Here is a 25,580-nt window from a genome sequence, read left to right on the forward strand (position 1 = left end):
GTGCTCATGCGGAGCGGGGGCTCCGTCCTCAAGGCGCCCCAGCGCCGCAGAGGGGGCACTCCCCCGCGAGCGTGAGTGCAAAGCCCTCTTTGTCTAGGCCCCTTACAGTCCCGGCGAGGACGAGTAGCCAAACCACCGCGGCGTAGGTGCTCATGCGGAGCGGGGGCTCCGTCCTCGAAGCGCCCCCAGGCGCTGAAGAGGGGGCACTCCCCCGCGAGTATGAGCACGAAGCCGCTTGTACCCAAGCCGCCCGTGGGATAATCGCCCTATGAGTTTTTCTGAGTTCACGCGTGCGCCCGAGGTTTCTGCTGAGTTTGCGGGCCGGGTACGCGGCCTGTTGTGTGCCTCTGCGTTGGGTGACGCGCTGGGCTATCCCCTTGAGCTACTGTCGGCGGATCAGATTGCGGAGCGCAACCCTAAGCCGTGGGAGTTGGCGTTTGGTGAGCTGCTGGTCAGTGATGATACGCAGCTGACCTGCTACACCCTAGATGGCCTGACGGAGGTTTTGGAGTGGAATAACGAGGGTGCGGCGGCGGATGAGTTGGCGTGTCTGTGGTTGGCGTATTTGCGTTGGTTCCGCGGTATTGGCGAGGTTCTGCCGGAGTCTGCGCCGTTTTCCTTGGACCGTGAAATTGATGAGTCCTCGGAGTTGACGGCGCGTCGCGGTCCGGGTGCGGCGACGTTGCGGGCGTTGGGTTCCGGTGAGATGCAGCTGGTGTCGAAGTCGGTGACTCCCGATGCCCTGGGCAGTGGCGCGTTGGTGCGTTCGGCGGCGTTGGGTGTGTTGCCGGTGGCGCAGGAGCGGACGGTGGTTTTGTTGGCGGTGCGTGCAGCGGCGTTGACGCATGGGCATCCGGAGGCGTTGGCTTCGGCGGCGGCGTATGCGTTGTTGGTTCGTGACCTGTTGGCATCCCCGTCCGGCTCGTTTGATGCGTTGCTGGAGGCGGCGCGCCGTGTGCTTGACTGGTGTGGCACGGTGGGCGCGGATGATTCGATGCCGGGTGATGCTGCGCGTACGGCGGCGGCGCTGAGTCGTGCCCTCGAGCTGCTGGAGGGCGGTACGGTGCCGGTTCCGGAGGCTGTGGCGGAGCATTTTGGTACAGGTTGGACTGCGCCGGAGCTGTTGGGTATGGCTCTCTGGTGCGCGGCGGATGCTGTGAAGAGTCTGCCTGCTGATGCTGACGATGCGGCGGTGCGCGAAGCCCTGTTTGGGGGTTTGTGCTGTGCGGTGTCGGTGGATTCGGATTCGGATTCGGTGGGTGCGATGACGGCGGCGTTGTGGGCGGCGGCTGGTTTCCCGGTGGGTGGCGATGAGGCTGATGCGTGGTCGGAGGCGCTGGGTCGTGTGCGTGGTTTGGATCAGGTGGAGGCGGTGGCGGAACGCTATCTGCGCCAGCTGGGACTGTAGCGGCGCTGAACCTCAACGGCGCAGCGGACATGCATAGCGGGGGCTCCGTCCTCAAGGCGGCTGGCCCATTTACTTATTGGGGCACCGCAGAGGGGGCACTCCCCCGCGAGCATCGTCCGCGTGCCGGTCGTGCGGAACTGTGCCGCAAGCATTGTCCGCAGAGCCAACCTGACATACTCAGCCTCTGTGGAACTGAACGTTGACGGCATAGCGGACATGCGTAGCGGGGGCTCCGTCCTCAAGGCGCTCAGCGCCGCAGAGGGGGCACTCCCCCCGCAAGCATTGTCCGCGGCCGTCGTGACAAATCGCCCATGAACGTAGAAAAGGCTCTCCGGTATGTCGGAGAGCCTTTTCTGTATCCAGTTCTGTCAAGAACAGCGCTATCTATTTGTTATAGACAAGCTATGAACTTTTAGTCCAGGTAGTCGCGCAGTACCTGCGAACGCGACGGGTGACGGAGCTTAGACATGGTCTTGGACTCGATCTGGCGGATTCGTTCGCGGGTCACGCCGTAGACCTTGCCGATTTCGTCGAGGGTCTTGGGCTGGCCGTCGGTCATGCCGAAGCGCATTGCGACCACGCCGGCTTCACGCTCGGAGAGGGTGTCGAGCACGGAGTGGAGCTGTTCCTGCAGAAGGGTGAAGGACACCGCGTCTGCGGGGACGACTGCTTCGGAGTCTTCGATGAGGTCGCCGAATTCGGAGTCGCCGTCTTCACCGAGGGGGGTGTGCAGGGAGATGGGTTCGCGGCCGTACTTCTGGACTTCGATGACCTTTTCGGGGGTCATGTCGAGTTCCTTGCCGAGTTCTTCGGGGGTGGGTTCGCGGCCGAGGTCCTGGAGCATCTGGCGCTGCACGCGGGCGAGCTTGTTGATGACTTCTACCATGTGCACGGGGATGCGGATGGTGCGGGCCTGGTCTGCCATTGCGCGGGTGATGGCCTGGCGGATCCACCAGGTTGCGTAGGTGGAGAACTTGAAGCCCTTGGAGTAGTCGAACTTTTCGACGGCGCGGATGAGGCCGAGGTTGCCTTCCTGGATGAGGTCGAGGAAGAGCATGCCGCGGCCGGTGTAGCGCTTGGCGAGGGAGACGACGAGTCGCAGGTTGGCTTCGAGCAGGTGGTTTTTGGCTCGCTTGCCGTCGTGGACGACCCAACGCAGGGCTTTCTTGAGGTCTTTGTCCATGTCGGGGTTTTCAGCGAGCTTGTGTTCGGCGTAGAGGCCTGCTTCGATGCGCTTGGCGAGGTCGACTTCCTGCTGTGCGTTGAGCAGGGAGACTTTGCCGATTTGCTTGAGGTAGTCCTTGACGGGGTCGGCGGTTGCGCCGGGGGTGACGACGCGCTGTGCGGGTGCGTCGTCGTCGTCGTTTGCGGTGAGGACGAAGCCGGAGCCCTTGGCTGCTACTGCTTCTGCGGCCTTCTTTTCTTCTATTTTGGCTGCGGTTTCTTCGTCTTCTTCGTCGGTTTCGTCTTCGCCGTCGGTGGTTTCGAGTTCTTCGTCGAGTCCGAGGTCGAATTCGTCGTCGCTCTTTTTGCGGCGGCCACCGGTCTTGCGCTTGGTTGCGGTTTTGGTGGTGGTGGTTTTGCGGGTGCGCTTGGGCTTGTCTGCCTCGGTTTCGGCAGTAGTTTCGGCAGTGGTTTCAGCACCGGTTTCGGCGGTTGCGCCGGTGGTGTCTTCGGTTGCTGCTGCGGCTTTGGTGGTTGCCTTCTTGGTGCGGGTGGTCTTGGTGGTGGTTTTTGCGACGGTTTCTTCGGTTGCGTCGCCGGTCGCGGTCTTCTTGCTGGTTGCAGGTGCCACTAGAACCCTTTCTGGCTTGTGGTGGGGTGTTTTGTTTGCAAAACACCTAAGACCCTGTCAAGTCTGTGCTGGCGTCCTCGGTCGGGGTGTTTGCTGCTTTTGACGTGTTTAACGCTGTGGGGGCGGGTTTTATTCCGCGTGCGTTGGTCGTTTGCAGGGTTCCGTTGCTCGTTGTGTTGAGCTGTTTGAGGGCGCGTTGTAGCGCATTGACTGTACGGGGTCAATATATAAGTATTGCAGATTTTTGGTTGTTTTCAATTTGACGCGCTGTTGGGTGGCTTGTGGGCCTGGTTTTTGGGTGGGTGCGGCTGTGTGTGGTTGTGGGTGGGAGGAGTCGGTGGGAGGGACGTGCCCGGTGGCGCGCCCCTCCCCTGTTTGTGCCTCGCTTTTAGGTGCCGGGTTTAGGGTTTTCGGGGTTTGAGGGTGCTGATGGGTTCGCGGTGTGTTCCGGGTTCGCCGCAGATGGTGTGTTTGATCCAGGCGGGTAGGTTGCCGGCGTTGAGGTGTACGTCGAGGATGTTGAGGTCCTTTCCGGATGTGTGGCGGCGGGCTTCTTGGCGGAGCATGCGGGCGTAGGTGCTGTAGCCCTTGTACCAATTGGTCCAGGCTTGGGTGTTGCGTAGTGCGGCGTATTCTCCGTCGGTGCTGTGGGGTGTGAGCAGGCTGGTGAGTAGTTCGAGTGCGTTGAGGCGTGCCCAGTGGGGGCTGTCTAGTTTTCCTTTGAGGGCGTTGAGGTAGTGGGTGTAGACGGCGTGGTGTTTGGTGATGTATTCGCTGGTGGTGCAGCTTTCGTCGATTCGTTGTTTGAGGTTTTCGAGTTTGTTGTGGGTGTTGTGGTCTTTGGGGTGTTCCTCGAGGAGTGGGAGCAGGTCGCGGCTGACGGTGTTGAGTTCGGCGGCGCTGGCGAGGTCGGCGGGGGTGAGGTTTTCGAGTGCCCAGCCGTTGAGGTTGGCGTGCTGGTTGTTGCGGTTCTGTTGGATGGTGCGGCTCTGTTGGATAGTGCGATGGGTGCGGCGGATCCAGTCTTGCCATTGCACGCATTTTTCGGGCACGGCGCGTACGTGTGCCTGTTCGGTGCCGGGTGCGGAGCTGAGTGCATGGGTGAAGCTGGCGGGTATGTAGGTTTTGCGGGTGATGCGGGTGCCGTAGTGGGGTGGTTCGAGCGGCACGAAGTTGGGGCTGGTGCTGGGGTATTCGCCGCCGAAGGCGTGGTAGGTGTATTGGGCGGAGTAGTGCAGGTGGGCGAGCGCTTTTTGGGTGTGGTTGAGCCCGTATCCGGAGAGGTAGGTGAGTATTTCGGGTGTGATGGGGTTGAGGGTTAACGGTGCGATGGAGGCGCGTAGGTGACCGGCGACTTCGGCGGGGATGAGGTTGCGCAGCGCATCGCCAATAGTGGGCGCATCGTTATCGTTGACCGGGTGGGTGGTGAGCAGGTGCGCGGCGGCGTTGATGGCGGCGTCCCAGTAGCAGAGGTCGATTTGGGCTTGGCGGTAGATGGTGCGGATGTCTGTGTGGCGGGCGTCGTCGTTCCGGACGGTGTTGGTGCGGGTGTGGGCCCAGAGTTCTACGGCGTTTTCCCAGTCGTGGCGGGTTTCGGGGTTGGTTGTGGGGTCGGTGTCCCAGGGGCTGTGGGCGTAGTTGTGTTGGGCGGTGGCGGCGATGGTGTCGCCGTGGCGGGTGAGCCAGGTGTAGTAGCCGCTGTGGCGGAGTTCTTCGATGGGTGCGAGGAGGGTGAGCGTCTGCTGTTCGGGGTTGAGTGCCCAGATGCTGGCGCCGCCTGCGTAGATGACGTCTTCGCAGCGTAGTTCGCTGACAATGCGCGGGTCGTGGAGCAGGTGGAGCCAGGTGTTGATGTTGATTTGGGTTTCGAGGTCGTTATGGATTTCGTCGATGGTGGCGAGCTGGGCGGTGTCGGGGTTGAGTTGGCGTTGGCGCACGGTGTTGTCGCCGTCGATGATGATGGCGTAGAAGCGGGTGAGGGTTTCGCCGTTGTGGCTGGTGGGGAGTTTGGTGAAGGTTTCGTGGAGGAAGTCGGCGCGTTCGGGCAGGGTGCAGGGTTCGTCGGGTAGGTTGACGCGCAGGCTGGGGCCGAGGGTGTTGTCGGTTGCGGTGAGGATGATGAGTGAGTGGTCGGGCCAGTAGCCGTGCTGGTGGAGGGCGCAGCTGAGCACGTCGTATTCGTTGCGGATGGGCGGGGGCGTGTCGTAGCCGCTGTTGGGGATATTGCCATTGGAGATGTTGTTTGCGTTCATGCCTTCACGGTGGCATGGTTTGCGCGGGTGCTCAGGTTATACAAATAAATCTGTGGATACTTCGGTTCATGAATCCGAAGTATCCACAGATTTATTCGTATTGTTCGTTTGTACGATGGGGTTTGTCCACAGCGGCGCGGGGTGCCGCGTCATAATCTGTCACGCAATACCTGTCACACAATTTCTGACGGGCGGTATCCACGAGCCAGATTCGCGGCGGGTACCCCTCCGCTCCCCTATGACTCGTACTCCCCCGCGGTATCCCCTACTGCGCGTACCTATTGTTCGTCGAGGAACCGCTCGAAGAGCGCACCAATCTCGTCGCGGCTGGGCACGTTGTGCGCGTCGCGTCGCGAGAGGGGAACCGCAATGTCGGAGGTGCGGAAGTTCTCGTCGTAGTTCTCTTCCATGGTCGTGATCATGCGACCAATTTCGGGGTTCTGCTTGACCTGATCGTTGATCTGGCTGTGCACGTGGCGTGCGGCTTCGCGCAGGTTCTCGGTGGGCAGGGAGAGGTGCGCCGCCATGCCCACGTGTTCGAGGGCGGTGAGGGTGCCCTGCGGCAGGTCCGCCTCCGAAATGTACTGGGGAATGTTCACGCCGAAGCCGACGGTGTCGATTCCGTTTTCGGTGAAGAGCACTTCCAACAGGTTGGTGACGGTTGCGTGCACGTCCGCGCTGGGCTTCCACGGGGAGATGCCGCGAATCAGGTCCTTGCGGGAGCCGTGCGCGGTAATCGGGAAGGGGCGGGTGTGCGGCACCGGCATGGGGAATGCGGAGACCAGCACGACCAGGGAGGGCTTGACCCGCTGGGCGATGGTCAGCACCGCCTTTTCGAAGCGCTGCCACTGCAGGTCCGGTTCGGCACCGGTGAGTAGCAGGAACGGCTTGTCGAGGCTGTCTTCTACGGCGTAGAGCTTCAGCTGCGGGTATTGCGGCTTTTCGAAGTGGTCTTTTTCGTAGCGGATGTAGGGGCGGCGGGCGCGATAGTCGTGCAGCTGGTCGCTGTCGAACTCGACGATTTCAATGTTTTTGAGTTCGCTGAGTAGCACCTGCCCGAGCTGACCTGCGGTGGAACCTGCGTCTTGCGGGCTGGAGAGGGCGATGACGAGGGTTAGCCCGTGCATCCTGGGGTCGTCCAATATTTTGGTGTTGGCTAAGTAGAGATCTTCGGGGTTGAGCATTACGCCTCCTCACTTCTGTCTGGTTCGCGCCGCGTTCGGGGTGGGCTTAGTGTTTCTGCCGGTACCCGAGGTGTTGGGGCGAAGGGGCGTCTTCTGTTATCTGACGCTTTCCGTAGTCTTTCATTTTATGCCACTACTGCCCTGTCTCAACAGTGTGCGGGCTTTTCTCGCAATAGGTGAACTTGTTTGGTGTCTCGTCGACGTTCTTAAGGTGCTGCAGCTCGGCTTCTTGTGCATTTTTTCTGTTCTGCCAGCTGTTTGGGGTGAGAGCTGAACCTCACACCCTCCTACATATCCGTGTAGAGTAGAAGCAGTAGTCCGCGCGGCTTTGCGCGGCGGTATTCATCCTCACTCTTCGAGGGCCTACAGTTGAGTTTTTCGGGCGCGAGGATGTGCCCCGACTATTTTGAGAAGACATACGCAAAGGAGTAACGATGTCTCTGTCTCTGTCTATTCACAGCACCGACCTTGAAGCGCTCGAAGCTGACGTTCTGGTTCTGGGCGTTTTGAAGGGTTCGGACGGTGCGTACCTGGCGCCGAGCTCCCTGTCTGAGGACTCTGTTGAGGGTATTAACGAGCTGCTGGAGGCGCTGGGCGCCTCGGGTGCCCCCGATCAGCTGCTGCGTCTGCCCGGCCTTGAGGACACCGGTGCCGGCATTGTGGCGCTGGCGGGTCTGGGCTCTGATACTGCTGAGGGTCAGGAGCGCCTGGATGCTCTGCGTTACGCCGCCGGTTCTGCGGCTCGTCAGCTGGCTGGTTCCGCTGAGGAGGTCGCTTTCGATTTCGGCGTTTCTTCGGTAGAGGAAATTGAGGCTATTGCTCACGGCGCTGTGCTGGGCAACTTCATTGAAGAGGGTCTGCGTTTCAAGACCAAGGATTCGATCAAGGAAGAAATCGAGTCCATTCTGATTGTTTCTTCGATTGATCAGGAAGAGGCTGAAGAGGCTCTGGTGCACGGCCTGGTTCTGGGCGAGACCGCTAAGGACGCTCGCCGCCTGGTGAACCTGCCCCCGTCGCACCTGTACCCGGAGACTTTCGCTGAGTTCGCTGCTGAGGTCGCTGAGGATTACTCGAACATTGAGATTGAACTGTTCCACCACGACCGCCTGGCAGAGGAGGGCTTCGGCGGCATTTCCGGTGTTGGTCAGGGTTCGCCCCGCAAGCCGGTTCTTGCCGTTGTGAAGTACACCCCGGAGAACCCGAAGGCTCACGTTGCTCTGGTTGGTAAGGGTATCACCTTCGATACCGGTGGTAACTCGCTGAAGCCTGCCGCTTCGATGATGACCATGAAGTGCGATATGGCTGGTGCGGCATCGGTTCTGAGCGCTGTGGTTGCTTCTGCTGAGCTGGATGTTCCGGTTGCTGTCACCGGCTACCTGTGCCTGGCTGAGAACATGCCCGGCGGTCACGCACTGCGCCCGGAGGACATTATCACCATGCGTGATGGCCGTACCGTTGAGGTGCTGAACACTGACGCTGAGGGCCGCCTGGTCATGGCTGATGGTATCGCCCTGGCTTCCGAGTCGAACCCGGACGTCATCCTGGACATCGCTACCCTGACCGGTGCCGCTATGGCTGCTCTGGGTCTGCGCACTGCGGCTCTGCTCGGTGACGAGGAGATTCGCGACCGCGTGATTGCAGCCGGTGCAGCTGCGGGTGAGGCTTACTGGCCGATGCCGCTGGAGTCCTACCTGCGTAAGAGCCTGGAGTCCCCCGTTGCTGACATCAAGAACATTGGTTCCCGCTACGGTGGCGCGCTGACTGCGGGCCTGTTCCTGAAGGAGTTCGTGGGCGAGGGCATCCCCTGGGCTCACCTGGATATTGCGGGCCCCGCGTTCAATGAGGAGTCCCCGTACGGCTTCACTCCGAAGGAAGGCACCGGTTTCGGTACCGCTACCCTGGTGAACTTCATCGAGTCCTACGCTAAGTAGTCTGATTGGCTGGGCGCGCGCCCTAATTGGCGCATCCTAATTGGTGCCCCTTATCTGGTGCGAGCCGCACAGCATAGAGCTGATCGGAGGAGGGCTTTCCGGTATTTCTACCGGGGAGCCCTCCTCTGCGTCTGTTCTCGGACACGTTCTGTGCGACCGCTGTGGTGCTCCTGTCATCGCACTGTTCTATGACGCGCCGCTTTTCTTGCGTGGTGAAAAATTTACGGTGTTTGGGCGATTAATCGGCTAAAACCGCCCTGAGTGAACTTAAACGACCGTCAACGGGGGTATTGTTGTATTAAGTGTTTTTCTGCGTACGCGGAGGGGCGCGCGATTTTTTGTAAGTCGCGGGCCTTTCGCGCATGCTGGGAAACCTACCAATAAATTGGTAAAGAACTCATTGCAGGGGTCTTTAGCCCCCACAACTATGCAAGGGAGCAATATCGTGGCTCAAGAATTCGACATCCTCATCCTCGGCGGCGGTTCCGCTGGCTACTCTGCAGCTATTCGCGCACGCCAGCTAGGCTTCACCGTCGGCCTGATCGAGAAGGAAAAGGTCGGCGGCACCTGCCTGCACACTGGCTGTATCCCCACCAAGGCGTACCTGCACGCTGCTGAGCTGGCAGAAGAGGCACGCGAGGCGTCCAAGGTTGGCGTTAACGCTGTGCTGCAGTCCATCGAAATGGGCAAGGTTCGCGATTACAAGGACAACATCGTCTCCGGTAAGTTCAAGGGTCTTGCAGGCCTGCTGAAGATGAAGGGCGTAGAGGTTATCCCCGGCGAGGGTAAGCTGACCGCTCAGGACACCATCACCGTCGGTGGTGTTGAGTACAAGGGTAAGAACATTATCCTGGCATCCGGCTCGGTCTCCAAGACCTTCGGTCTGCCCATTGAGGGTCGCGTTCTGACCTCCACTGAGGCACTGGAGATGGACTACCTGCCCAAGAGCGCTATCGTGCTCGGCGGCGGCGTGATTGGTTGCGAGTTCGCATCCATGTGGAACGCTATGGGCGTTGACGTCACCATCATCGAGGGCCTGCCGAACCTGGTTCCCAACGAGGACCCGGCAATCATCAAGGTTCTGGAGCGTGCGTTCAAGAAGCGCGGCATCAAGTTCAACACCGGCACCCTCTTCGAGAAGGTTGAGCAGGACGCTAACGGTGCTAAGGTCACCCTGGCTGATGGCAAGGTCTTCGAGGCAGAGATCGTTCTGGTTGCTGTTGGTCGTGGCCCGAACACCGCAAACATGGGCTACGAGGAGCAGGGCATCCCCATGGATCGCGGCTTCGTCCTGGCTAACGAGCGCCTGCACACCGGCGTTGGCAACATCTACGCTGTTGGCGACATCGTCCCCGGCGTTCAGCTGGCTCACCGCGGTTACCAGCAGGGTATCTTCGTTGCTGAGGAAATCGCTGGCCTGAACCCCTCCATCGTTGAAGACGTGAACATCCCCAAGGTCACCTTCTGTGACCCGGAGATCGCTTCCGTTGGTTACTCCGAGCCCAAGGCTAAGGAGAAGTTCGGCGCTGAGAACGTTGAGACCGCTGAGTACAACCTGGCTGGTAACGGCAAGTCCGCTATCCTCGGTGCTACCGGTATCGTGAAGGTTGTCCGCCAGAAGGACGGTCCCATCGTTGGTGTTCACGCTATTGGTAAGCGTATGGGTGAGCAGATTGGTGAGGCTCAGATGTGGGTTGCTTGGGAAGCATTCCCCGAGGACGTCGCTAAGTTCATCCACGCACACCCGACTCAGAACGAGTCCCTGGGTGAGGCTGCAATGGTCCTGAACGGCACCCCGCTGCACAGCGCATAAATTTTGCTGACTGGCGTTAGCGCGTCAGCTTAGTATTGACGACCGTTGGTCGTTAGCGGTTGCCGGGCGTGTCCGCTGAACAACGCCCCTATCTGGATGCGCGTCGACGTGCTTTGACGCATACGGCGCGCATCCGGGTCGCCGCTCACATTTTTCTAGTTCAAGCATTCACAAGGAGAACGGGAAAGATTATGTCCCACACCGTAGTACTGCCCGCACTGGGCGAGTCCGTGACCGAGGGTACCGTTACCCGCTGGCTCGTTGAGGTCGGCGACACCATTGAGGTTGACGCACCCCTGGTTGAGGTTTCCACCGACAAGGTTGACACCGAGGTTCCCTCCCCCGTAGCAGGCGTTGTTGAGCAGATTCTCGTCCCCGAGGACGAGGACGTCGAGGTTGGCGCTGCTCTGGCTATCATTGGCGACGGTTCCGGCGCTGCTGCTCCGGCTGCTCCCGCAGCTGCTGAGGCTCCCGCAGCTCCCGCTCCGGTTGCTGAGGCTCCCGCTGCACCCGCTGCTGCTCAGGCTGCTCCCGCAGCTGCTGCTGCAGGCATCGAGGTCGTACTGCCCGCACTGGGCGAGTCCGTCACCGAGGGCACCGTTACCCGCTGGCTGAAGGAAGTTGGCGAGCAGGTTGAGGTTGACGAGCCCCTGGTTGAGGTTTCCACCGACAAGGTTGACACCGAGGTTCCCTCCCCCGTAGCAGGTACCCTGCTCGAGATCCGCATCCCCGAGGATGAGGACGCAGAGGTTGGCCAGGTTCTGGCTATCATCGGCGACGCTTCCGCTGCTGCTGCACCGGCTGCTCCCGCTCCGGTTGCTGAGGCTCCCGCAGCTCCTGCAGCACCCGCTGCTGCTCCGGCTGCACCCGCTGCACCCGCAGCTCCTGCAGCTCCTGCAGCTCCCGCTGCACCTGCCGCTCCGGCAGCTGCTGAGGGCGAAGCATACGTGACCCCGCTGGTCCGTAAGCTCGCTAAGGACAACGGCATCGACCTGTCCACCGTCAAGGGCACCGGTGTTGGTGGCCGCATCCGCAAGCAGGATGTTCAGGCTGCTATCGCTGCTAAGGGTTCCGCTGCTCCCGCCGCTGCTGCTCCCGCTGCAGCTGCTGCTCCGGCTGCTGGTTCCGCAAAGGCACCGCACACCTTCGAGGTTTCCCCCAAGCGTGGCACCGTCGAGAAGACCGCACGTATCCGCCAGGTTATTGCAAAGCGTATGCGTGAGTCCCTGGACATCTCCACCCAGCTGACCCAGGTCACCGAGGTTGACGTGACCCGCATCGTTCAGCTGCGTGCAAAGGCTAAGGACGGCTTCGCTGCTCGTGAGGGCGCTAAGCTGACCTTCCTGCCCTTCTTCGTCCAGGCATCCGCTGAGGCTCTGCAGCAGCACCCCGCTCTGAACGCTTCCATGACCGAAGACTACAAGCAGATCACTTACCACGGCTCCGAGAACATCGCTATTGCTGTGGACACCCCCAAGGGTCTGCTGGTTCCCGTCATCAAGAACGCTTCTGACCTGGGCATTGCTGGCCTGGCAAAGGCTATTGGCGACCTGGGTGGCCGCGCACGCACCGGCGACATCTCCCCCGAGGAGCTGTCGGGTTCGACCTTCACCATCACCAACATTGGTTCCTTCGGTGCACTGTTCGACACCCCGATCATCAACCAGCCGAACGTTGCAATCCTCGGTACCGGTTCCATCGTGAAGCGCCCCATGGTTGTTAAGGATGTTGACGGTAACGACGTTATCGCTATCCGCTCCATGTGCTACCTGTCCCTCACCTACGATCACCGCGTGGTCGACGGTGCGGACGCTGGTCGCTTCCTGCACACCCTCAAGACCCGCCTGGAGGAGGCAAACTTCGAGTCTGAGCTGGGCCTCTAAGACCTGCATAGATTCAAGGAAGTTTCCTTGTGGCGGTGCCCTGATGGGTAACCGAGCGTAGCTCTCCGGGTTTTCCTGGACGGTAAGCAGAAGGCGGCGGCTCCATCCACTTCGGTGGGTGGGGCCGCCGCTTTTGTTGTGTCCGCGTTTCTCACAGTGTCAGTTACGCGGCGTCAGCTGCACGGTGTCAGCTATGCCGGGACGGGTTCGGCGCGGGCTATCTCCCAGCCTTTCTCCCCGCGGTGCAGGTCGAAGATGACTTTCTGGCGGGTGACGCCGTTTTCTTCGCTGAGTTTGCGGGCTTCCTGCTCGGTTTTATCGGCGCGGTATCCGGGTGCGGAGACCACCGCCATCACGCGGATATTCTCGCTGTCGCGACTGAGTTCTTCTGCGGTGTCTAGGGTGAGCTCTGCACCGCCTCGAGCACGGCGTTCTTGGTTTCGCTGGTCGATGAGGGCTCGTAGGATCTGTTCGCCCTGCGATGTCTTGTCCTGTGCGCTCTGATCCTGTGTTTCCGTGCCGCCGGGCTCATGCTCCCCCGCTGCGTTCACAGATTGAGCGGATACGGGCTGCGCCGTTGCCGGGGCGTTCTGCCCGTAGAGGGTGAACCCGAGAGGCAGCGCAATAGCCCCCAGTGCGAGCGCGGCGAGTCCCAGGCGTGCAGCCAGTCCCAGGCGCGCGGAGGGGCGGGCGAAAGCACCGCGTAGCACCGTCAGGCGGGATGTGCCCGTCGCATCTGCGTTCTTTAGAGCGGGCGGCGCAGTCTTTGCGAAGCTTGCCGTGGGGCTCACAGTGGGGCTCAACGGCTTAGAACCTGCGGTAGCTGCGCGCCCCGATTTCTTCACGCCCGGCTTCTTCACGTGTGGCAAACGTTCCGCCAGGTAGCGTTGCGCCTTCTGCGTCTTTGAGAGCTTCTGTACCGGCGCGGGCTCCACAGCTACGGGAATGAGGGCGCGGGCTCGTTCTGAACAGCTCAGGTAGACGTTGAGCGGGCGAGGCGGCACCTCCTCCGCCAGGGCGACCACGGAGCTGAGCCCTGCGAGCGCCGCCTCCTGGGCGGGTGCGTCCAGCAGGTATTCGAGGGCTCTGCCGAGGCGCTCAATCCACTCGCTGTTGGGCGCCCCTTCGGTTGCGGTGTCGGCGGCTCCCATGCGCTGTGAATCCATGCGCAGTGAGAGGGGTACGCGGGCGGTGGAGGGTTCCGGCGCGTGCCCGCAGGCGGCTTGCCAGAGCAGGGCTGCTGCGGAGCGTGCGTAGTTGCCCCGAGCGGCGGTGAGCTGTTCTCCGTCTTGAGGGGCCGTTTCACGGTAGACGGCGTCAGGTAGCAGGAGTTTGGGCACTCCGGCGGCGCTCAGCGCGATGTATTCGGCGCTTAGTTCGGCGCGCCCCTCCCCCACCTTTTTGAGGCTGCCGAGCGCCCGGTGCAGGGTTCGTGCCAGGGTCATGAGCTCGGCGGGTGTCAGGGTGCGAGCGCGCAGGAGCTTGTCGAGAGTGCCCGCGTCGAGGGGCTCGTACCAGAGGCACAGCCGATTGGCGCTATCGGCGCTCCCACTAGTAACGGCGTGGAGCTTGGCGAGTCCGGGCGCGTTACGTAGGGCGGCGGCTACTTGCGGGGTCTGGGCGTGCCGCTGAGCGGATGCATCCGTGTTTTCCTCGAATCCGTACCCGCTGGCTGCCGCGCGCAGAGTGGGCGCGGCAGGAACCAGCTGGGCGGAGGGATCTGGCGGGATGGAAGGATCTAGCGGGGCAGGCTGAGAAATGGTGCGCAGGGTGTAGCGTCCGGGGTGCGCGGAGGGTACGGAACGTACGGCAGGTGTGCTCTTGGTGGGTGCGCTTGCGGCGGTTTCGCCCCGGTACTCGACAATCTGCAGGGTGGGTAGAGCCGAGTTGGCGATGCTTTCCAGAACGTGTGCTTCTTTGCTTCTCATACCATCATGTTATCAAATTACATCAAATAATATCTTTAAGCACACTAAAATAGTTCAAATACCCTAAAGAACCCCAAAGGTTAATTCAGGTATTTATCTGCTTATTTACCCTCCCTCCCCTTGAGCACACCCTCACGTAACATTCCGACGTGTTCGCTCATCACGTGATTCAGGGCGCCCTAATTTTCTTCCCTCCACCAGCAGTACTAAGGTAGAAAGTATGTCTGTGACGATTGAACGCGTGGGCTTCGCCCCGAACTATGTGAACTATGTTGAGTGCCTGGACGAGCAGTACCGCATCCACGATGAGGTGGCTAACCGCACCCGCCAGAATACGATTCTTCTACTTGAGCACGAGGCAGTGATTACCGCCGGTAAACGCACCGAAGACCACGAGTACCCCGCAGACAAGTCCACCCCCGTCGTCAAGATTGACCGCGGCGGCAAGCTGACCTGGCACGGCCCCGGCCAGCTGACCGGCTACCCGATTCTGCGTCTGCCCGAGCCCATTGACGTGGTGGCGTATGTGCGCATTATCGAGGAAATCATCATTAACGTCCTTGCCGGTCTGGGCATTAAGGGTGAGCGCGTTGAGGGCCGTAGCGGCGTGTGGATTTTGGGCAACGGCATCACCCAGGACAAGAAGATCGCGGCACTGGGCATGCGCGTTTCCCGTAACACCACCATGCACGGCTTTGCGATTAACTGCTGCAACGACACCGCACCCTTCCAGCAGTTCATTCCCTGCGGCATTAGCGATGCGGGTGTTACCACTATTTCGGAGCAGCTGGGTCGCACCGTCACCCCCGCCGATATTTTAGAGCCGCTGGAGGCGGAGCTTCTGAAGTATCAGGACCGCCTGGCGGAGTCCTTCGAGCCCGTTGCAGCGCAGGAATAAACACAGGATTAGACACAGCCAAGAGGCATCGAACGGGCCGTACACGTAATGCGCCCGGGTTTGTTCGTCATATACGAAAATCAGTTTCACCTACGCCTGAGCGGGCGTAAAATAGAAGATGGCCCACCTGCACAGAGGGCACATCTAGACCAAGGAGAAGACTTTTGAGCACCGCACCTGAAGGACGCAAGCTACTGCGTGTGGAGGCCCGCAACGCTGAGGTTCCCATTGAGAAGAAGCCTCACTGGATTAAGACCAAGGCTATTGTTGGCCCCGAATACAACGAGATGCGCGAGCTGGCTCGCGGTCAGGGCCTGCACACCGTGTGTGAAGAGGCTGGCTGCCCCAATATTTACGAGTGCTGGGAAGACCGTGAGGCAACCTACCTGATTGGTGGTTCCGAGTGCACCCGCCGTTGCGACTTCTGCAATATTGCGACCGGCAAGCCTGTTGCTGTTGACTACGCTGAGCCGTTCAAGGTTGCTAAGAACGTGAAGGTCATGGGTCTGCGTTACGCAACCGTGACCGGTGTTGCTCGTGACGATCTGGAAGACGGCGGTGCGTGGCTGTACGCAGAGACCACCCGTCAGATTCACAAGATGTGCCCGAACACCGGCGTTGAGATGCTCGTCCCCGATTTCAAGGGTGTTCCCGAGCATGTTCAGAAGGTGATTGACGCTAAGCCTGAGGTGTTCGCGCACAACCTGGAGACCGTCCCCCGTATCTTCCGTCAGATTCGCCCGGCGTTCCGTTACGAGCGTTCCCTGGATGTTATTACCCAGGCTAAGGAAGGCGGCATGGTCACCAAGTCCAACCTGATTCTGGGTATGGGCGAGACCGATGACGAGATTTACGAGGCGCTGTGCGATTTGCACGATGCTGGTTGTGACATCATTACCCTCACCCAGTACCTGCGCCCCGGCCCGCTCTTCCACCCGATTGAGCGTTGGGTGAAGCCGCAGCAGTTCGTGGATTTCGCGAACATGGCTGAGGAGATTGGTTTCGCTGGCGTTATGGCGGGCCCGATGGTTCGTTCTTCGTACCGTGCAGGTCGCCTGTGGGCTCGTGCAATGCGTAAGAACGGCTACCCGATCCCTGAGAACCTTGCCCACATTGAGGGTGAGGGTGCAGCTCTGCAGGAAGCCTCCTCCCTGGTGGCTGCGGGCTACTAAGCCTTTTCAGAATCTTTCTGAGAGCGTTGAGGCTCCTCGAACCCGGTGTTCGTCCGGTGTTCGGGGAGCCTCCCCTTATGCCCCGCCCCTTGTGCGGGTAGGGTAAACTAGAAAAATTGCAGGCATACACTGCATCGTTACGTCACTATGGTTCCGTGAGCGTTTGAGGCGCTTCTCGGGGCCGCGGAAGAACCAGCCGAGGAAGAATCGTGGCAGATAAGCGCGAAGAGAAGAAAAAGAAGAAGGAACGCACTCCGGGCACTTTCGCCCAGATGAAGCAGGTCTACCAGATGACCAAGAAGTCCGACCCGAATATCGGTTGGATTCTGAGTCTGTCGGCTCTGGGTACCCTTTTGGTTTTCCTCCTCATCGGTATTGCCCTGGGTAACTGGATTACTTTCCTGATTCTGGGTCTGGGCGTTGCCGCTATTGTGGCGATGCTTCTGCTGGGTCGCCGCGCGCAGACTGCGGCTTTTGCTCAGATTGAGAACCAGCCCGGTCGTAGTGGTGCGGCGATGAACTCGGTGCGCCGCGGTTGGATTGTTGAGGAGCAGCCTGTTGCTGCGAACCGCAACCAGGATCTGGTGTTCCGTGCGCTGGGCCGTCCCGGTATTGTGCTGGTGACCGAGGGCCCTCACAGCCGTGTGAACTCGCTGGTGAACACTGAGAAGAAGCACCTGGCTCGTGTGGCTCCCGGTGTGCCGGTTCACGTGATTGAGACCGGTCACGATGAGGGTCAGGTTGAGCTCAAGGACGTTGTGAAGACCATGAATAAGCTGCCGAAGGCTCTAACTCAGCAGGAGATGCAGGTTGTTTCTGGTCGTCTGAGCACCTTGAACACTATGCGTAACCCGATGAATGGTCTGCCGAAGGGTGTTGACCCGATGCGTGCTCGCCCGGACCGTCGTGCGATGCGCGGCCGCTAAGCGAGACGCTGATATAAGGTTTTGAAGGCTCCGGCTCTTCCCGTGGGGGGAGGGCCGGGGCCTTTTGTTATACCCGGTTATTGCGTTGCTGGCATTGATGTTGGCTTTACTAGAGCTTTATTAGAGGGCGTTAGCATCTGCGCTGTGTGTCGTAAGACAACCAAGATGTAACTCCTTTCCAGGATTTGTAACATTACCGAAACACGATAGTCACGCACGCGCAAAAAATAACCACTATGCTTGATATGTCACAGGGTTTTGCCCGCGGCCAAAAACTAAACCAAAGACTGAATGTGATGAGGGAAGATACCCTCCTGCACCGTCAGTCGAACAAGGAGCAGTCCTCATGTTTACCAGCCCCCAGGAAGTTCTCGACTTTATCAAGAACGAAGAAGTAGTCTTCGTTGATATCCGATTCACCGACATGCCCGGCGTGCAGCAGCACTTCAACCTGCCCGCTAAGGCGATTGATGACGATTTCTTCGTCAACGGCCAGCTTTTTGATGGCTCCTCCATTCGCGGCTTCCAGGGCATTGCAGAGTCCGACATGCAGCTGATCCCCGACGTTCAGTCCGCGTACGTTGACCCCTTCCGCATTGAGAAGACCCTGGTCATCATCTGCTCCATCGTGAACCCCCGCACCGGCGAGCCCTACCACCGTGACCCCCGCGGCGTCGCTGAGCGTGCCGAGGCGTACCTGCAGTCCACCGGCATTGCAGACACCGCATTCTTCGCATCCGAGGCTGAATTCTTCGTCTTCGAGGACGTCCGCTACCAGGTCGAGCCGAACTCTGTGTTCTACAAGATCGACTCCGATGAGGCTCCCTGGAACACCGGCCGCAAGGAAGAGGGCGGCAACCTGGGCAACAAGACCCCCGTCAAGGGCGGCTACTTCCCCGTCTCCCCCGTCGACAAGCAGGCTGACCTGCGTGACGCAATGTGCGTAGCAATGGACGAGGTTGGCCTTGAGGTTGAGCGTAGCCACCACGAGGTGGGCGCAGCCGGCCAGGCAGAAATCAACTACAAGTTCGACACCCTCACCAAGGCTGCTGACGACCTGCTGAAATTCAAGTACGTCATCAAGGGCACCGCAGACGCATGGGGCAAGTCCGTAACCTTCATGCCTAAGCCCGTGTTCGGTGACAACGGCTCCGGTATGCACTGCCACCAGTCGCTGTGGCAGGACGGCGAGCCTCTCTTCTACGATGAGCGCGGCTACGCTAACCTCTCTGACACCGCACGCTGGTACATTGGCGGTCTGATTGAGCACTCCTCTGCTGTTCTGGCATTCACCAACCCGACCGTGAACTCTTACAAGCGTCTGGTTCCCGGCTACGAGGCTCCCATCAACATGGTGTACTCGCAGGGTAACCGTTCCGCCGGTATCCGCATCCCGATTACCGGCACCAACCCGAAGGCTAAGCGCCTGGAGTTCCGCGCACCGGACCCCTCCGCTAACCCCTACTTCGCGTTCGCTGCTCAGCTGATGGCTGGTCTGGACGGTATCCGTAACCGCATCGAGCCGCCGGCACCGATCGATAAGGACCTGTACGAGCTGCCCGCCGAAGAGGCTAAGGACATCAAGAAGGCTCCGGCTAACCTGGAGGAAGCTCTGGCGGCTCTGGAGGCTGACCACGACTTCCTGCTCGAGGGCGGCGTCTTCACCGAGGACCTGATTCAGGCTTGGATTGACTACAAGCGTAAGAACGAGCTGGAGCCGCTCTCGCTGGTTCCGCACCCGCTTGAGTACCAGCTGTACTACGGCGTCTAATCTTTCTTCCTGAACGGTGCCCCTTGTAGGGGGTGCGTTCTGGAGAACAGGCAACGGCCTATATGTTCCTCTGGGAACGTATGGGTCGTTGTTGTGTGCTCGGGCATATCTCTACGGATTTCTATCTTGCTGTAGCACTTTTGGCGACAGTACGTGTCCAATATTTTTCTGCTTCGTTGAGCCTCGTGTATCTTAGTTGCGCTTAGAGCGGCTCTAAGGGCTAAGCTGTTGGTGCTGGCGTTCCCTCCCTTTTTGTCGTGCAACCGGAGGGAATGCCAGTCTATTTTTATGCCCTTGTGCAGTTGACTGCTTTCAGCACTCTAGAGGCCACATCATAAGATGTTGTACCCGCTAGTCCCGGGGTTCTTCCTGCACGGGCGTACAATGAAAGTGCGTGCGCCCGGCCGGCGGCACCTACGAATTCCGCGAGAAACGACATCACAACGCCGTGTTCTCCCCGCCGCCCTTCCCCTTTTTAGCATCAGCTAGGGCGAGTATCGCCGATGACCGACCGACCCGTCTGACGCCGCATCCACTGTAACGAGGAGAAATCTCATGGCATATCAGCCGACCATCCTAAACGGTGAAACTGTTTTCCGTAACGAAGTTTTTCAGACCGGCCTCATGTCCCAGCTGCTGGACGGCATCTACGATGGCGAGATGACCATCGGTGAGCTTCTGAGCCACGGCAACTTCGGTGTGGGTACCTTCAACGGCCTCGACGGCGAAATGGTCGTCCTCGACGGCGTCTGCTACCAGGTGCGCCACGACGGCTCCGTATCCCTGCCCGACCTGCGCCAGCAGACCCCCTACGCCGTGGTCACCAACTTCGTGCCCATGATTAAGCGCGAACTACCGCATAACCTACTCCGTAAGTCTGCCTCGCAGATTCTGGATGACTTCACCGTCTCCAAGAACTACATGTACGCCATCAAGATTTACGGCGAGTTCGAATGGGTCCGCACCCGCACCGTCATCAAGCAGGAGAAGCCCTACCCGAAGATGGTTGCGGCCACCGAGAATGAGGACATTGTCCAGTTCGATAACGTAACCGGCACGATTGTTGGCTTCCGCACCCCGATCTACGAGCAGGGCATCTCGGTGCCCGGCTGCCACGCCCACTTTATCGATGATGAGCGCGTTCAGGGCGGCCACGTGGTCGACTTCAAGCTGCGCTCGGCAAAGGTCGAGATTTGCCCCGGTACCGGCCTGCAGCTGCACCTGCCGCTGACCCCCGAGTTCTCCTCCGCTAACCTCTCCCCCGAGGACCTGGCTGAGCAGATCTCCAAGGCTGAAAAGCACTAAGCTTCTTTCCCACCGGGATATGGCAACGGGATATAGCAACGAAGGAGCCGCCCTCTACAAATCTGTAGAGGGCGGCTCCTTCGTGTTTATACGCGCTGTAAACGGCGCTTACGCCTCGGGCACGAACTCGCCGTGGCCGCGCTCGCGCAGGGCGGCACGCACCTTCTCAGCGGCCGCATCCAGCTCTTCGGCGGTCGCATCCTTCTTCGCGTTAGCGGGATCGTAGTCAGCCATGCCGTCAGCCGGGAACAGGTGGATGTGGGTGTGCGGAACGTCGAAGCCCGCAATCATCAGAGCCACACGGTCCTTATCAAACGCCTGATCCAGGGCACCAGAAATCTTGTGCGCCACAGCGAACAGGTGCGCTGCCAGCTCAGCCGGCAGGTCGGGCCAACGGTCGACCTCAGCGCGGGGAACGAGCAGCAGGTGACCTTCCGACAGAGGCATGATGTCCATGAACGCCACGCATTGATCGTCCTTCCAGACGAAACGACCCGGGATTTCGCCATCAATAATCTTGGTAAAAATTGTGCTCACAATACTCTCCTTCATGCGCCGTCATCGGCGCGTTTGAAGCTCAACGGTCAGGCTTACGCCTCAACCTCAATACTCTCACCGGGGTTCAGGTGCTTCAGCTCAGTGCCGTACTTCGCACCGAAGTTCGTCACCAGGCCTTCAATAATGCCGGTGCCATTCTGATTAATCATGCCGTTGTGAATCGGAACCACACGCTGCGCGCCGGTCGCAATCACAAAATCGATGACTTCCTGAACCTTCGACCAGGGGGCGTGAATCGGCACCAGGACGGTATTTGCACGCACGCGGTGAGGAACCACCAGCGAGTCACCCGGGTGGTACACGGCACCGTTAATCAGGTAACCAACGTTAGCGATGGTCTGAATCAGCGGGTGAATCAGGGCGTGCTGACCGCCGTAGGTCTTCACCTCAAAACCGGGGATGCTGAACTCAGAATCAGAGGAAACAACGGTAACCTCGGCAGCAGGCACAGCCTCCTTGATGACCTGGGCTACAGCCTCGGGAGCCCAAATCTTCAACGGGTTCTGCGACTCGGCGCGCTGAGCAATCAGCGGCAGCACCGACGGGCCATCAAAATGGTCCGGATGCGCGTGAGTCACGAACAGGTAATCGGCGCCTTCCAGCGCGGTGGCGTGTTCGCCTTCTGCGGCAAAGTTGCCGGGGTCAAGAACGAGGGTGCGCCCCTCATTCTCAAGGCGGATACATGAGTGGGTGTACTTCGTCATCTTCATAGTTTTAGTCTACCGCGAACCTCCGCACCTACCCCGAGGCGGCTTCAACTTTTGAGATAAAGCGCAAATCAACCACCTTTTGAACGCCTCTGGTGTAAAGTCGTAAGACAAGATCAACCACACAATGAGGCGAATTTCCGTCCCGAAAGGTTCAGCAATGGACACTCATATTCCCGTACGGAGAATTACGAAGCCCGCCGAAGCCCGAAATACCCGCCAGCGTCGCATCATCAAGGCGACCATGGAAGAGCTCGGCGATTTCATCTCAGCACAGGATCTGCACCTGACCCTCGCGAACCGCAAGGAACAGGTCTCTCTCGCAACCACCTACCGCGTGCTGCAGTCGCTGGCTAACGCCGGTGAGCTCGACTCGGTCAAGGGCGTTGAGGGTGAGACCCTGTACCGCCACTGCCGGGTGAAAGATCACCACCACCACCTGCTCTGCCGCCGATGCGGCACCGCCATTGAGCTAGAAGCACCCGCCCTCGAGGACTGGGCACTGGCTATGGGTAAGCAGCACGGCTTCTCGGAGCTGGAGCACGTGGTTGAAGTGACCGGTTACTGCCCGGACTGCACTTTGGCACGTCGCGAGGAAGAATCGCAGGGCGGCGCTGCACGCTAACGTTGCAGGCTAAGCCGCAACCTCTAAGCCCCTCATTCTGAGGAGCTCTCCCCCACCGGGGAAAACCTTCTCAACGAAGGATACGGCGCCTTCAAAGATTTTCGACGCCGCTACAGCACGACACACAGGGCATCAGGACAAGGCAACACAACGCCACACAGGTTGAGCCCGCATTGCGCACCGGGTACATGACCCGTAGCGCTAACACAGCACGACAACGAAAGAGCCCCACCTCATTCCCGAGGTGGGGCTCTTTCTATAGGTCTTATGCCTTCTCAGCCAGCTGGCGGCCCGACGCGCTATGGCGGCGCTTCACGCCACCAATCACACGGCACACCACGTAAATCAGGAAGGAAATACTGGTCACGTAGGGGCTAATCGGCAGCGAACCGGCAAGAGCCAGCAGAATACCGCCCACAATAGACGCCTCCGCAAACAGCACCGACAGAATCAGGGTGCGTACCGGAGATGCCGTTACCTGCATCGCCGCAGCCGCCGGAGTAATCAGCAGCGCCAGCACCAGCAGCGAACCGACCACCTGCACCGACAGCGCCACAGCAATACCCAGAATCACCATGAACACCAGGGACAGGAAGCGCATCGGCACGCCCTTAGCGCGCGCGACCTCCGGGTCCAGGGAAGCAAAGCTCAGCGGACGCCACACCATCACCAGCAGGGAAATAATAACCACCGCACCAATAATCATGGTGTGCAGCTGGTCGGCATCCACGGACACGATCTGACCGGTCAGCAGACCAAACTTATTCGCGCTACGGCCCTGGTACAGGGAGAGGAAGAGAATACCCAAGCCCAAGCCGAACGGCATGAGCGCACCAATGACCGAGTTCGAATTGCTCGCCTTAGAGCCCAGAAAGGCAATCAGCAGAGCCGAGGCAATCGAACCGACCATGGAGCCGGTCACCACGTCATAGCCGAGCAACAGGGCAAGGGCGGCACCCGCGAAAGACATTTCAGAGACGCCGTGCACCGCAAAGGCATGGTCGCGCATCATCACAAAAATACCGACGAAACCACCGATAAGGCCCAGAACAGCGCCAGCAAAAATGGAGTTCTGCAGCATCTGCAGCAGCTCGCCGTAGCGGTCAAAAACGAAGATACGGGAGAGCAAATCATTCTGCGCGGCGGCAACCGGTGCCAGAGCGGGGAGGGAAGCAAGAATGGTCATCGTGTGGTTCCTCCCGGAAGGTGTAGAGTGCGCTGCGGTTCGGAGAGACCAGACTTCAGGTGGGAACCGTGAATGTTCTGGTCGGTGCCCTCAATATGGCAGTGGTCGCTGGCGTGAGTCTCACCCACCACCACGTAACGGCCATTAGACTTGAGCACGCTCACCGGGGTTCCGTACAGGGAGGTGAGAGTCTCACTGGTCATGACCTCTTCCACCGAGCCGACAGTGAAACGACCGTTTGCCAGGTAGAGCACACGATCCACATGCTCAATGATGGGGTTGATTTCATGGGTCACGAACACCACCGCCACGCCGCGTTCACGGTTGAACCGGTGAATCAGCTCAGCCACCGCGTACTGGTGGTTGAGGTCCAGGGAGAGTAGCGCCTCGTCAGCCAGCAGAATCTTCGGGTCGTTCGCGAGCGCCTGGGCGATACGCAGGCGCTGCTGCTCACCGCCGGAGAGCAGCCCCACCGGCACATTTGCGTATTCGGTCGCGCCGACGGCTTCGAGGAGTTCGTCAACCTTGGCGCGGTATTTGCGGCCGTGCAGGCGGATGCCCCAGCGGTGCCCGTCCACGCCAAGTCCCACGAGGTCGCGGGCGCGCATCGGGGTGGAGGTGGGGATGGACTTCTGCTGCGGTACGTAGCCGACGCCGGCGTTGCCCAGACGTGCGGGTTTGCCGAGCACAGAGATGTCTCCGGCGTTGAGTCCGGTCAGGCCGAGAACGACTTTGAGGAAGGTGGACTTGCCGGAGCCGTTGGGTCCGAGCACAGCGAAGTATTCGCCTGCGCCAATGTCGAGGGTTAGATCTTTCCAGAGGGTGCGGGCCCCGAAAGCGAGGCTACCCCCGCGAATGGAAATCGCGGGGGCGGCACCGTTATTGTTGTCAGTCACTTAGGAGAGCGCCTTTTCGAGGTTGCTGACGTTGGTCTTCATCCATGCCAGGTAGTTGGTGTTTTCCGGCAGGGTTTCGGTGAAGGATACGTAGTTCACCGAGGCGTCCTTAGCTGCCTGCAGCACCTCGTTGGTCTGGGAGGTGGAGGTCTGCTCGTTGTAGGCGAGTAGCTGGACCTTCTTCTCGGTGACCATGTCCTTGGTTTCCTTCAGGACGAGTGCGGGGACGTCGTTGCCGGCTTCTGCCGCCTCAGCGAATTCGCTGGGGGTTGCGTTCTCTGCGCCGGTGGAGGAAATCAGGTAGTCCGGCACGGGCTCGGTGGACAGGTACTTCTTACCTTCACCGGCGATTGCCTTGGCGGTGGTGTCCAGTGCGTCCAGTTCCTTGGAGAAGGTGGATGCGTTGGTGCGGAACGTCTCAGCGTGTGCGGAGTCGAGGCCTGCGAGCTCTTCAGCGATCTTCTGGGCGACCTTCTTCATGGTTTCGAAGTCGTACCAGAGGTGCTCGTTGAACTCGTGTGCGTGGGCGTGGTCGCCGCCGTCTTCGTGGTGTTCGCCGCCGCGGTGGTCCTCGACCAGGTGGGTGTATTCGGCGTCGGTGAGCTTGCCGCTGACCTTGACCGCGTTCACGATCTTCTGGGAGGCGTTGTCCTTGCCGGCGAGGTCTTCGAGGAACAGGTCGTAGCCTGCGCCGTTGATGACGATCAGGGAAGCGTCCTTTGCCTTGAGGCGGTCGGCGCTGGTGGCTTCGTAGGAGTGGGGGTCGGTGCTGGTGGAGGCGATGAGTGCGGTGACCTCAATGTAGTCGCCGCCGACCTGCTTGGCGATGTCTGCGTAGACGTCGGTGGAGGCGACGACCTTCACCTTGCCATTGTTGGAGCCAGCCGAGGAGGACGAACCGGAGGAGGTGCTGTTCTCGGTTGCGCAGCCTGCCAGTAGCAGGGAGGACGCGGCGAGTGAGCCCATTGCGGTGAGGAAGTGCTTGCGGGTGATCTTCGGGTGCGACATGAGGGCTCTCTTTCGGTTCGTTCTAGTCTGTAGGTTCCTTAACTACATCATGCGCACACCCGTATAAACAACTCTTTATTGTTGTCATTTGGGTGCTGTTAGGCAACCCTTTTCCCTGTTAGTAGCTTATGCAACAGGGATAGTTAGCTCAGCCTACTGCGCTCCCCCACCGCTACTTTATACTGCCGCTTCATCCCGCCGCCTGAGACCACCCCTTGGGAGCACCCATAAGCCGTTTTTGACCGCAAAACAGCCCGCCCCGCGCCCTCCTTGACGAGGGCGCCGGGCGGACTGTGCGTTCAAAGATTCTCCCGTTTTATTCGGGATATCTCAC

General features: G+C 60.0%; 18 protein-coding genes and 1 pseudogene. 10 read left to right on the plus strand and 9 right to left on the minus strand.

What is annotated here, in order from left to right:
* Positions 1 to 268: 268 nt before the first annotated feature.
* The gene (locus HMPREF2842_RS03225; protein ID WP_070642694.1) at positions 269 to 1,408 is read left to right on the plus strand and encodes an ADP-ribosylglycohydrolase family protein; all 1,140 of its coding nucleotides are present in this window, start codon (positions 269 to 271) and stop codon (positions 1,406 to 1,408) included.
* A gap of 412 nt (positions 1,409 to 1,820) precedes the next feature.
* Here HMPREF2842_RS03225 and HMPREF2842_RS03230 read toward each other — a convergent pair whose 3' ends face one another.
* From HMPREF2842_RS03230 to HMPREF2842_RS03240, 3 genes are all read right to left on the minus strand, one after another.
* Positions 1,821 to 3,203 (minus strand): RNA polymerase sigma factor, encoded by a 1,383-nt coding sequence (locus HMPREF2842_RS03230; protein WP_070642700.1) that lies wholly within the window; start codon positions 3,201 to 3,203, stop codon positions 1,821 to 1,823.
* A gap of 401 nt (positions 3,204 to 3,604) precedes the next feature.
* Positions 3,605 to 5,455, minus strand: a complete 1,851-nt coding sequence (locus HMPREF2842_RS03235; protein WP_070642703.1) for a metal-dependent hydrolase — start codon at positions 5,453 to 5,455, stop codon at positions 3,605 to 3,607.
* Positions 5,456 to 5,733: 278 nt separating this feature from the next.
* The gene (locus HMPREF2842_RS03240; RefSeq protein ID WP_005505492.1) at positions 5,734 to 6,639 is read right to left on the minus strand and encodes a PAC2 family protein; all 906 of its coding nucleotides are present in this window, start codon (positions 6,637 to 6,639) and stop codon (positions 5,734 to 5,736) included.
* 434 nt (positions 6,640 to 7,073) lie between these two features.
* Here HMPREF2842_RS03240 and HMPREF2842_RS03245 point away from each other — a divergent pair, with 434 nt between their 5' ends.
* The 3 genes from HMPREF2842_RS03245 to sucB all read left to right on the plus strand — a co-directional run bounded on the left by HMPREF2842_RS03245 (position 7,074) and on the right by sucB (position 12,266).
* A complete protein-coding gene (locus HMPREF2842_RS03245; RefSeq protein ID WP_070642706.1) occupies positions 7,074 to 8,570 on the plus strand; it encodes a leucyl aminopeptidase in 1,497 nt (498 codons plus the stop codon).
* A 427-nt stretch (positions 8,571 to 8,997) separates the two neighbouring features.
* Positions 8,998 to 10,383, plus strand: a complete 1,386-nt coding sequence (lpdA, locus tag HMPREF2842_RS03250) for a dihydrolipoyl dehydrogenase (protein WP_044142607.1) — start codon at positions 8,998 to 9,000, stop codon at positions 10,381 to 10,383.
* Positions 10,384 to 10,574: 191 nt separating this feature from the next.
* Positions 10,575 to 12,266: a 2-oxoglutarate dehydrogenase, E2 component, dihydrolipoamide succinyltransferase gene (gene sucB / locus HMPREF2842_RS03255; protein ID WP_049349541.1), complete on the plus strand. Its 1,692-nt coding sequence runs from the start codon at positions 10,575 to 10,577 to the stop codon at positions 12,264 to 12,266.
* Between the two features lie 191 nt (positions 12,267 to 12,457).
* Here sucB and HMPREF2842_RS03260 read toward each other — a convergent pair whose 3' ends face one another.
* Positions 12,458 to 14,194 (minus strand): peptidase, encoded by a 1,737-nt coding sequence (locus tag HMPREF2842_RS03260; protein WP_070642708.1) that lies wholly within the window; start codon positions 14,192 to 14,194, stop codon positions 12,458 to 12,460.
* Between the two features lie 208 nt (positions 14,195 to 14,402).
* Here HMPREF2842_RS03260 and lipB point away from each other — a divergent pair.
* From lipB to budA, 5 genes and pseudogenes are all read left to right on the plus strand, one after another.
* Positions 14,403 to 15,092 (plus strand): annotated as a pseudogene (lipB, locus tag HMPREF2842_RS03265) (lipoyl(octanoyl) transferase LipB); the annotation flags it as partial.
* Between the two features lie 164 nt (positions 15,093 to 15,256).
* The gene (lipA, locus tag HMPREF2842_RS03270) at positions 15,257 to 16,264 is read left to right on the plus strand and encodes a lipoyl synthase (protein WP_005505472.1); all 1,008 of its coding nucleotides are present in this window, start codon (positions 15,257 to 15,259) and stop codon (positions 16,262 to 16,264) included.
* A 209-nt stretch (positions 16,265 to 16,473) separates the two neighbouring features.
* On the plus strand, positions 16,474 to 17,190 hold the full coding sequence (locus tag HMPREF2842_RS03275; RefSeq protein WP_005505470.1) for a DUF4191 domain-containing protein: 717 nt from the start codon (positions 16,474 to 16,476) through the stop codon (positions 17,188 to 17,190).
* A gap of 346 nt (positions 17,191 to 17,536) precedes the next feature.
* Positions 17,537 to 18,961: a type I glutamate--ammonia ligase gene (gene glnA / locus HMPREF2842_RS03280; protein ID WP_005508615.1), complete on the plus strand. Its 1,425-nt coding sequence runs from the start codon at positions 17,537 to 17,539 to the stop codon at positions 18,959 to 18,961.
* A gap of 555 nt (positions 18,962 to 19,516) precedes the next feature.
* Complete coding sequence (gene budA / locus HMPREF2842_RS03285) at positions 19,517 to 20,266, plus strand: acetolactate decarboxylase (protein WP_005505457.1); 750 nt, start codon at positions 19,517 to 19,519, stop codon at positions 20,264 to 20,266.
* Positions 20,267 to 20,374: 108 nt separating this feature from the next.
* On the opposite strand, the gene HMPREF2842_RS03290 is transcribed toward budA, so the two are convergent.
* Complete coding sequence (locus HMPREF2842_RS03290) at positions 20,375 to 20,803, minus strand: HIT family protein (protein WP_070634775.1); 429 nt, start codon at positions 20,801 to 20,803, stop codon at positions 20,375 to 20,377.
* A gap of 53 nt (positions 20,804 to 20,856) precedes the next feature.
* The gene (locus HMPREF2842_RS03295; protein WP_049349528.1) at positions 20,857 to 21,534 is read right to left on the minus strand and encodes an MBL fold metallo-hydrolase; all 678 of its coding nucleotides are present in this window, start codon (positions 21,532 to 21,534) and stop codon (positions 20,857 to 20,859) included.
* Positions 21,535 to 21,691: 157 nt separating this feature from the next.
* Here HMPREF2842_RS03295 and HMPREF2842_RS03300 point away from each other — a divergent pair, with 157 nt between their 5' ends.
* Positions 21,692 to 22,156, plus strand: a complete 465-nt coding sequence (locus HMPREF2842_RS03300; RefSeq protein WP_005505454.1) for a Fur family transcriptional regulator — start codon at positions 21,692 to 21,694, stop codon at positions 22,154 to 22,156.
* A 265-nt stretch (positions 22,157 to 22,421) separates the two neighbouring features.
* Here the strand turns inward: HMPREF2842_RS03300 and HMPREF2842_RS03305 are convergent, their stop codons facing one another.
* Genes HMPREF2842_RS03305 through HMPREF2842_RS03315 form a run of 3 tightly spaced genes read right to left on the minus strand, consistent with a single transcriptional unit; the run spans position 22,422 to position 25,246 of the window.
* Positions 22,422 to 23,342, minus strand: coding sequence for a metal ABC transporter permease (locus tag HMPREF2842_RS03305; RefSeq protein ID WP_005505453.1), 921 nt, complete (start codon positions 23,340 to 23,342; stop codon positions 22,422 to 22,424).
* The gene (locus HMPREF2842_RS03310; protein WP_005505452.1) at positions 23,339 to 24,238 is read right to left on the minus strand and encodes a metal ABC transporter ATP-binding protein; all 900 of its coding nucleotides are present in this window, start codon (positions 24,236 to 24,238) and stop codon (positions 23,339 to 23,341) included. Before HMPREF2842_RS03310 ends, HMPREF2842_RS03305 begins: the two co-directional genes overlap by 4 nt.
* A complete protein-coding gene (locus HMPREF2842_RS03315) occupies positions 24,239 to 25,246 on the minus strand; it encodes a metal ABC transporter solute-binding protein, Zn/Mn family (RefSeq protein ID WP_005505451.1) in 1,008 nt (335 codons plus the stop codon).
* Positions 25,247 to 25,580 lie beyond the last annotated feature (334 nt).

Source organism: Rothia sp. HMSC069C10 (genome assembly GCF_001812205.1).
Lineage (GTDB): Bacteria > Actinomycetota > Actinomycetes > Actinomycetales > Micrococcaceae > Rothia > Rothia mucilaginosa.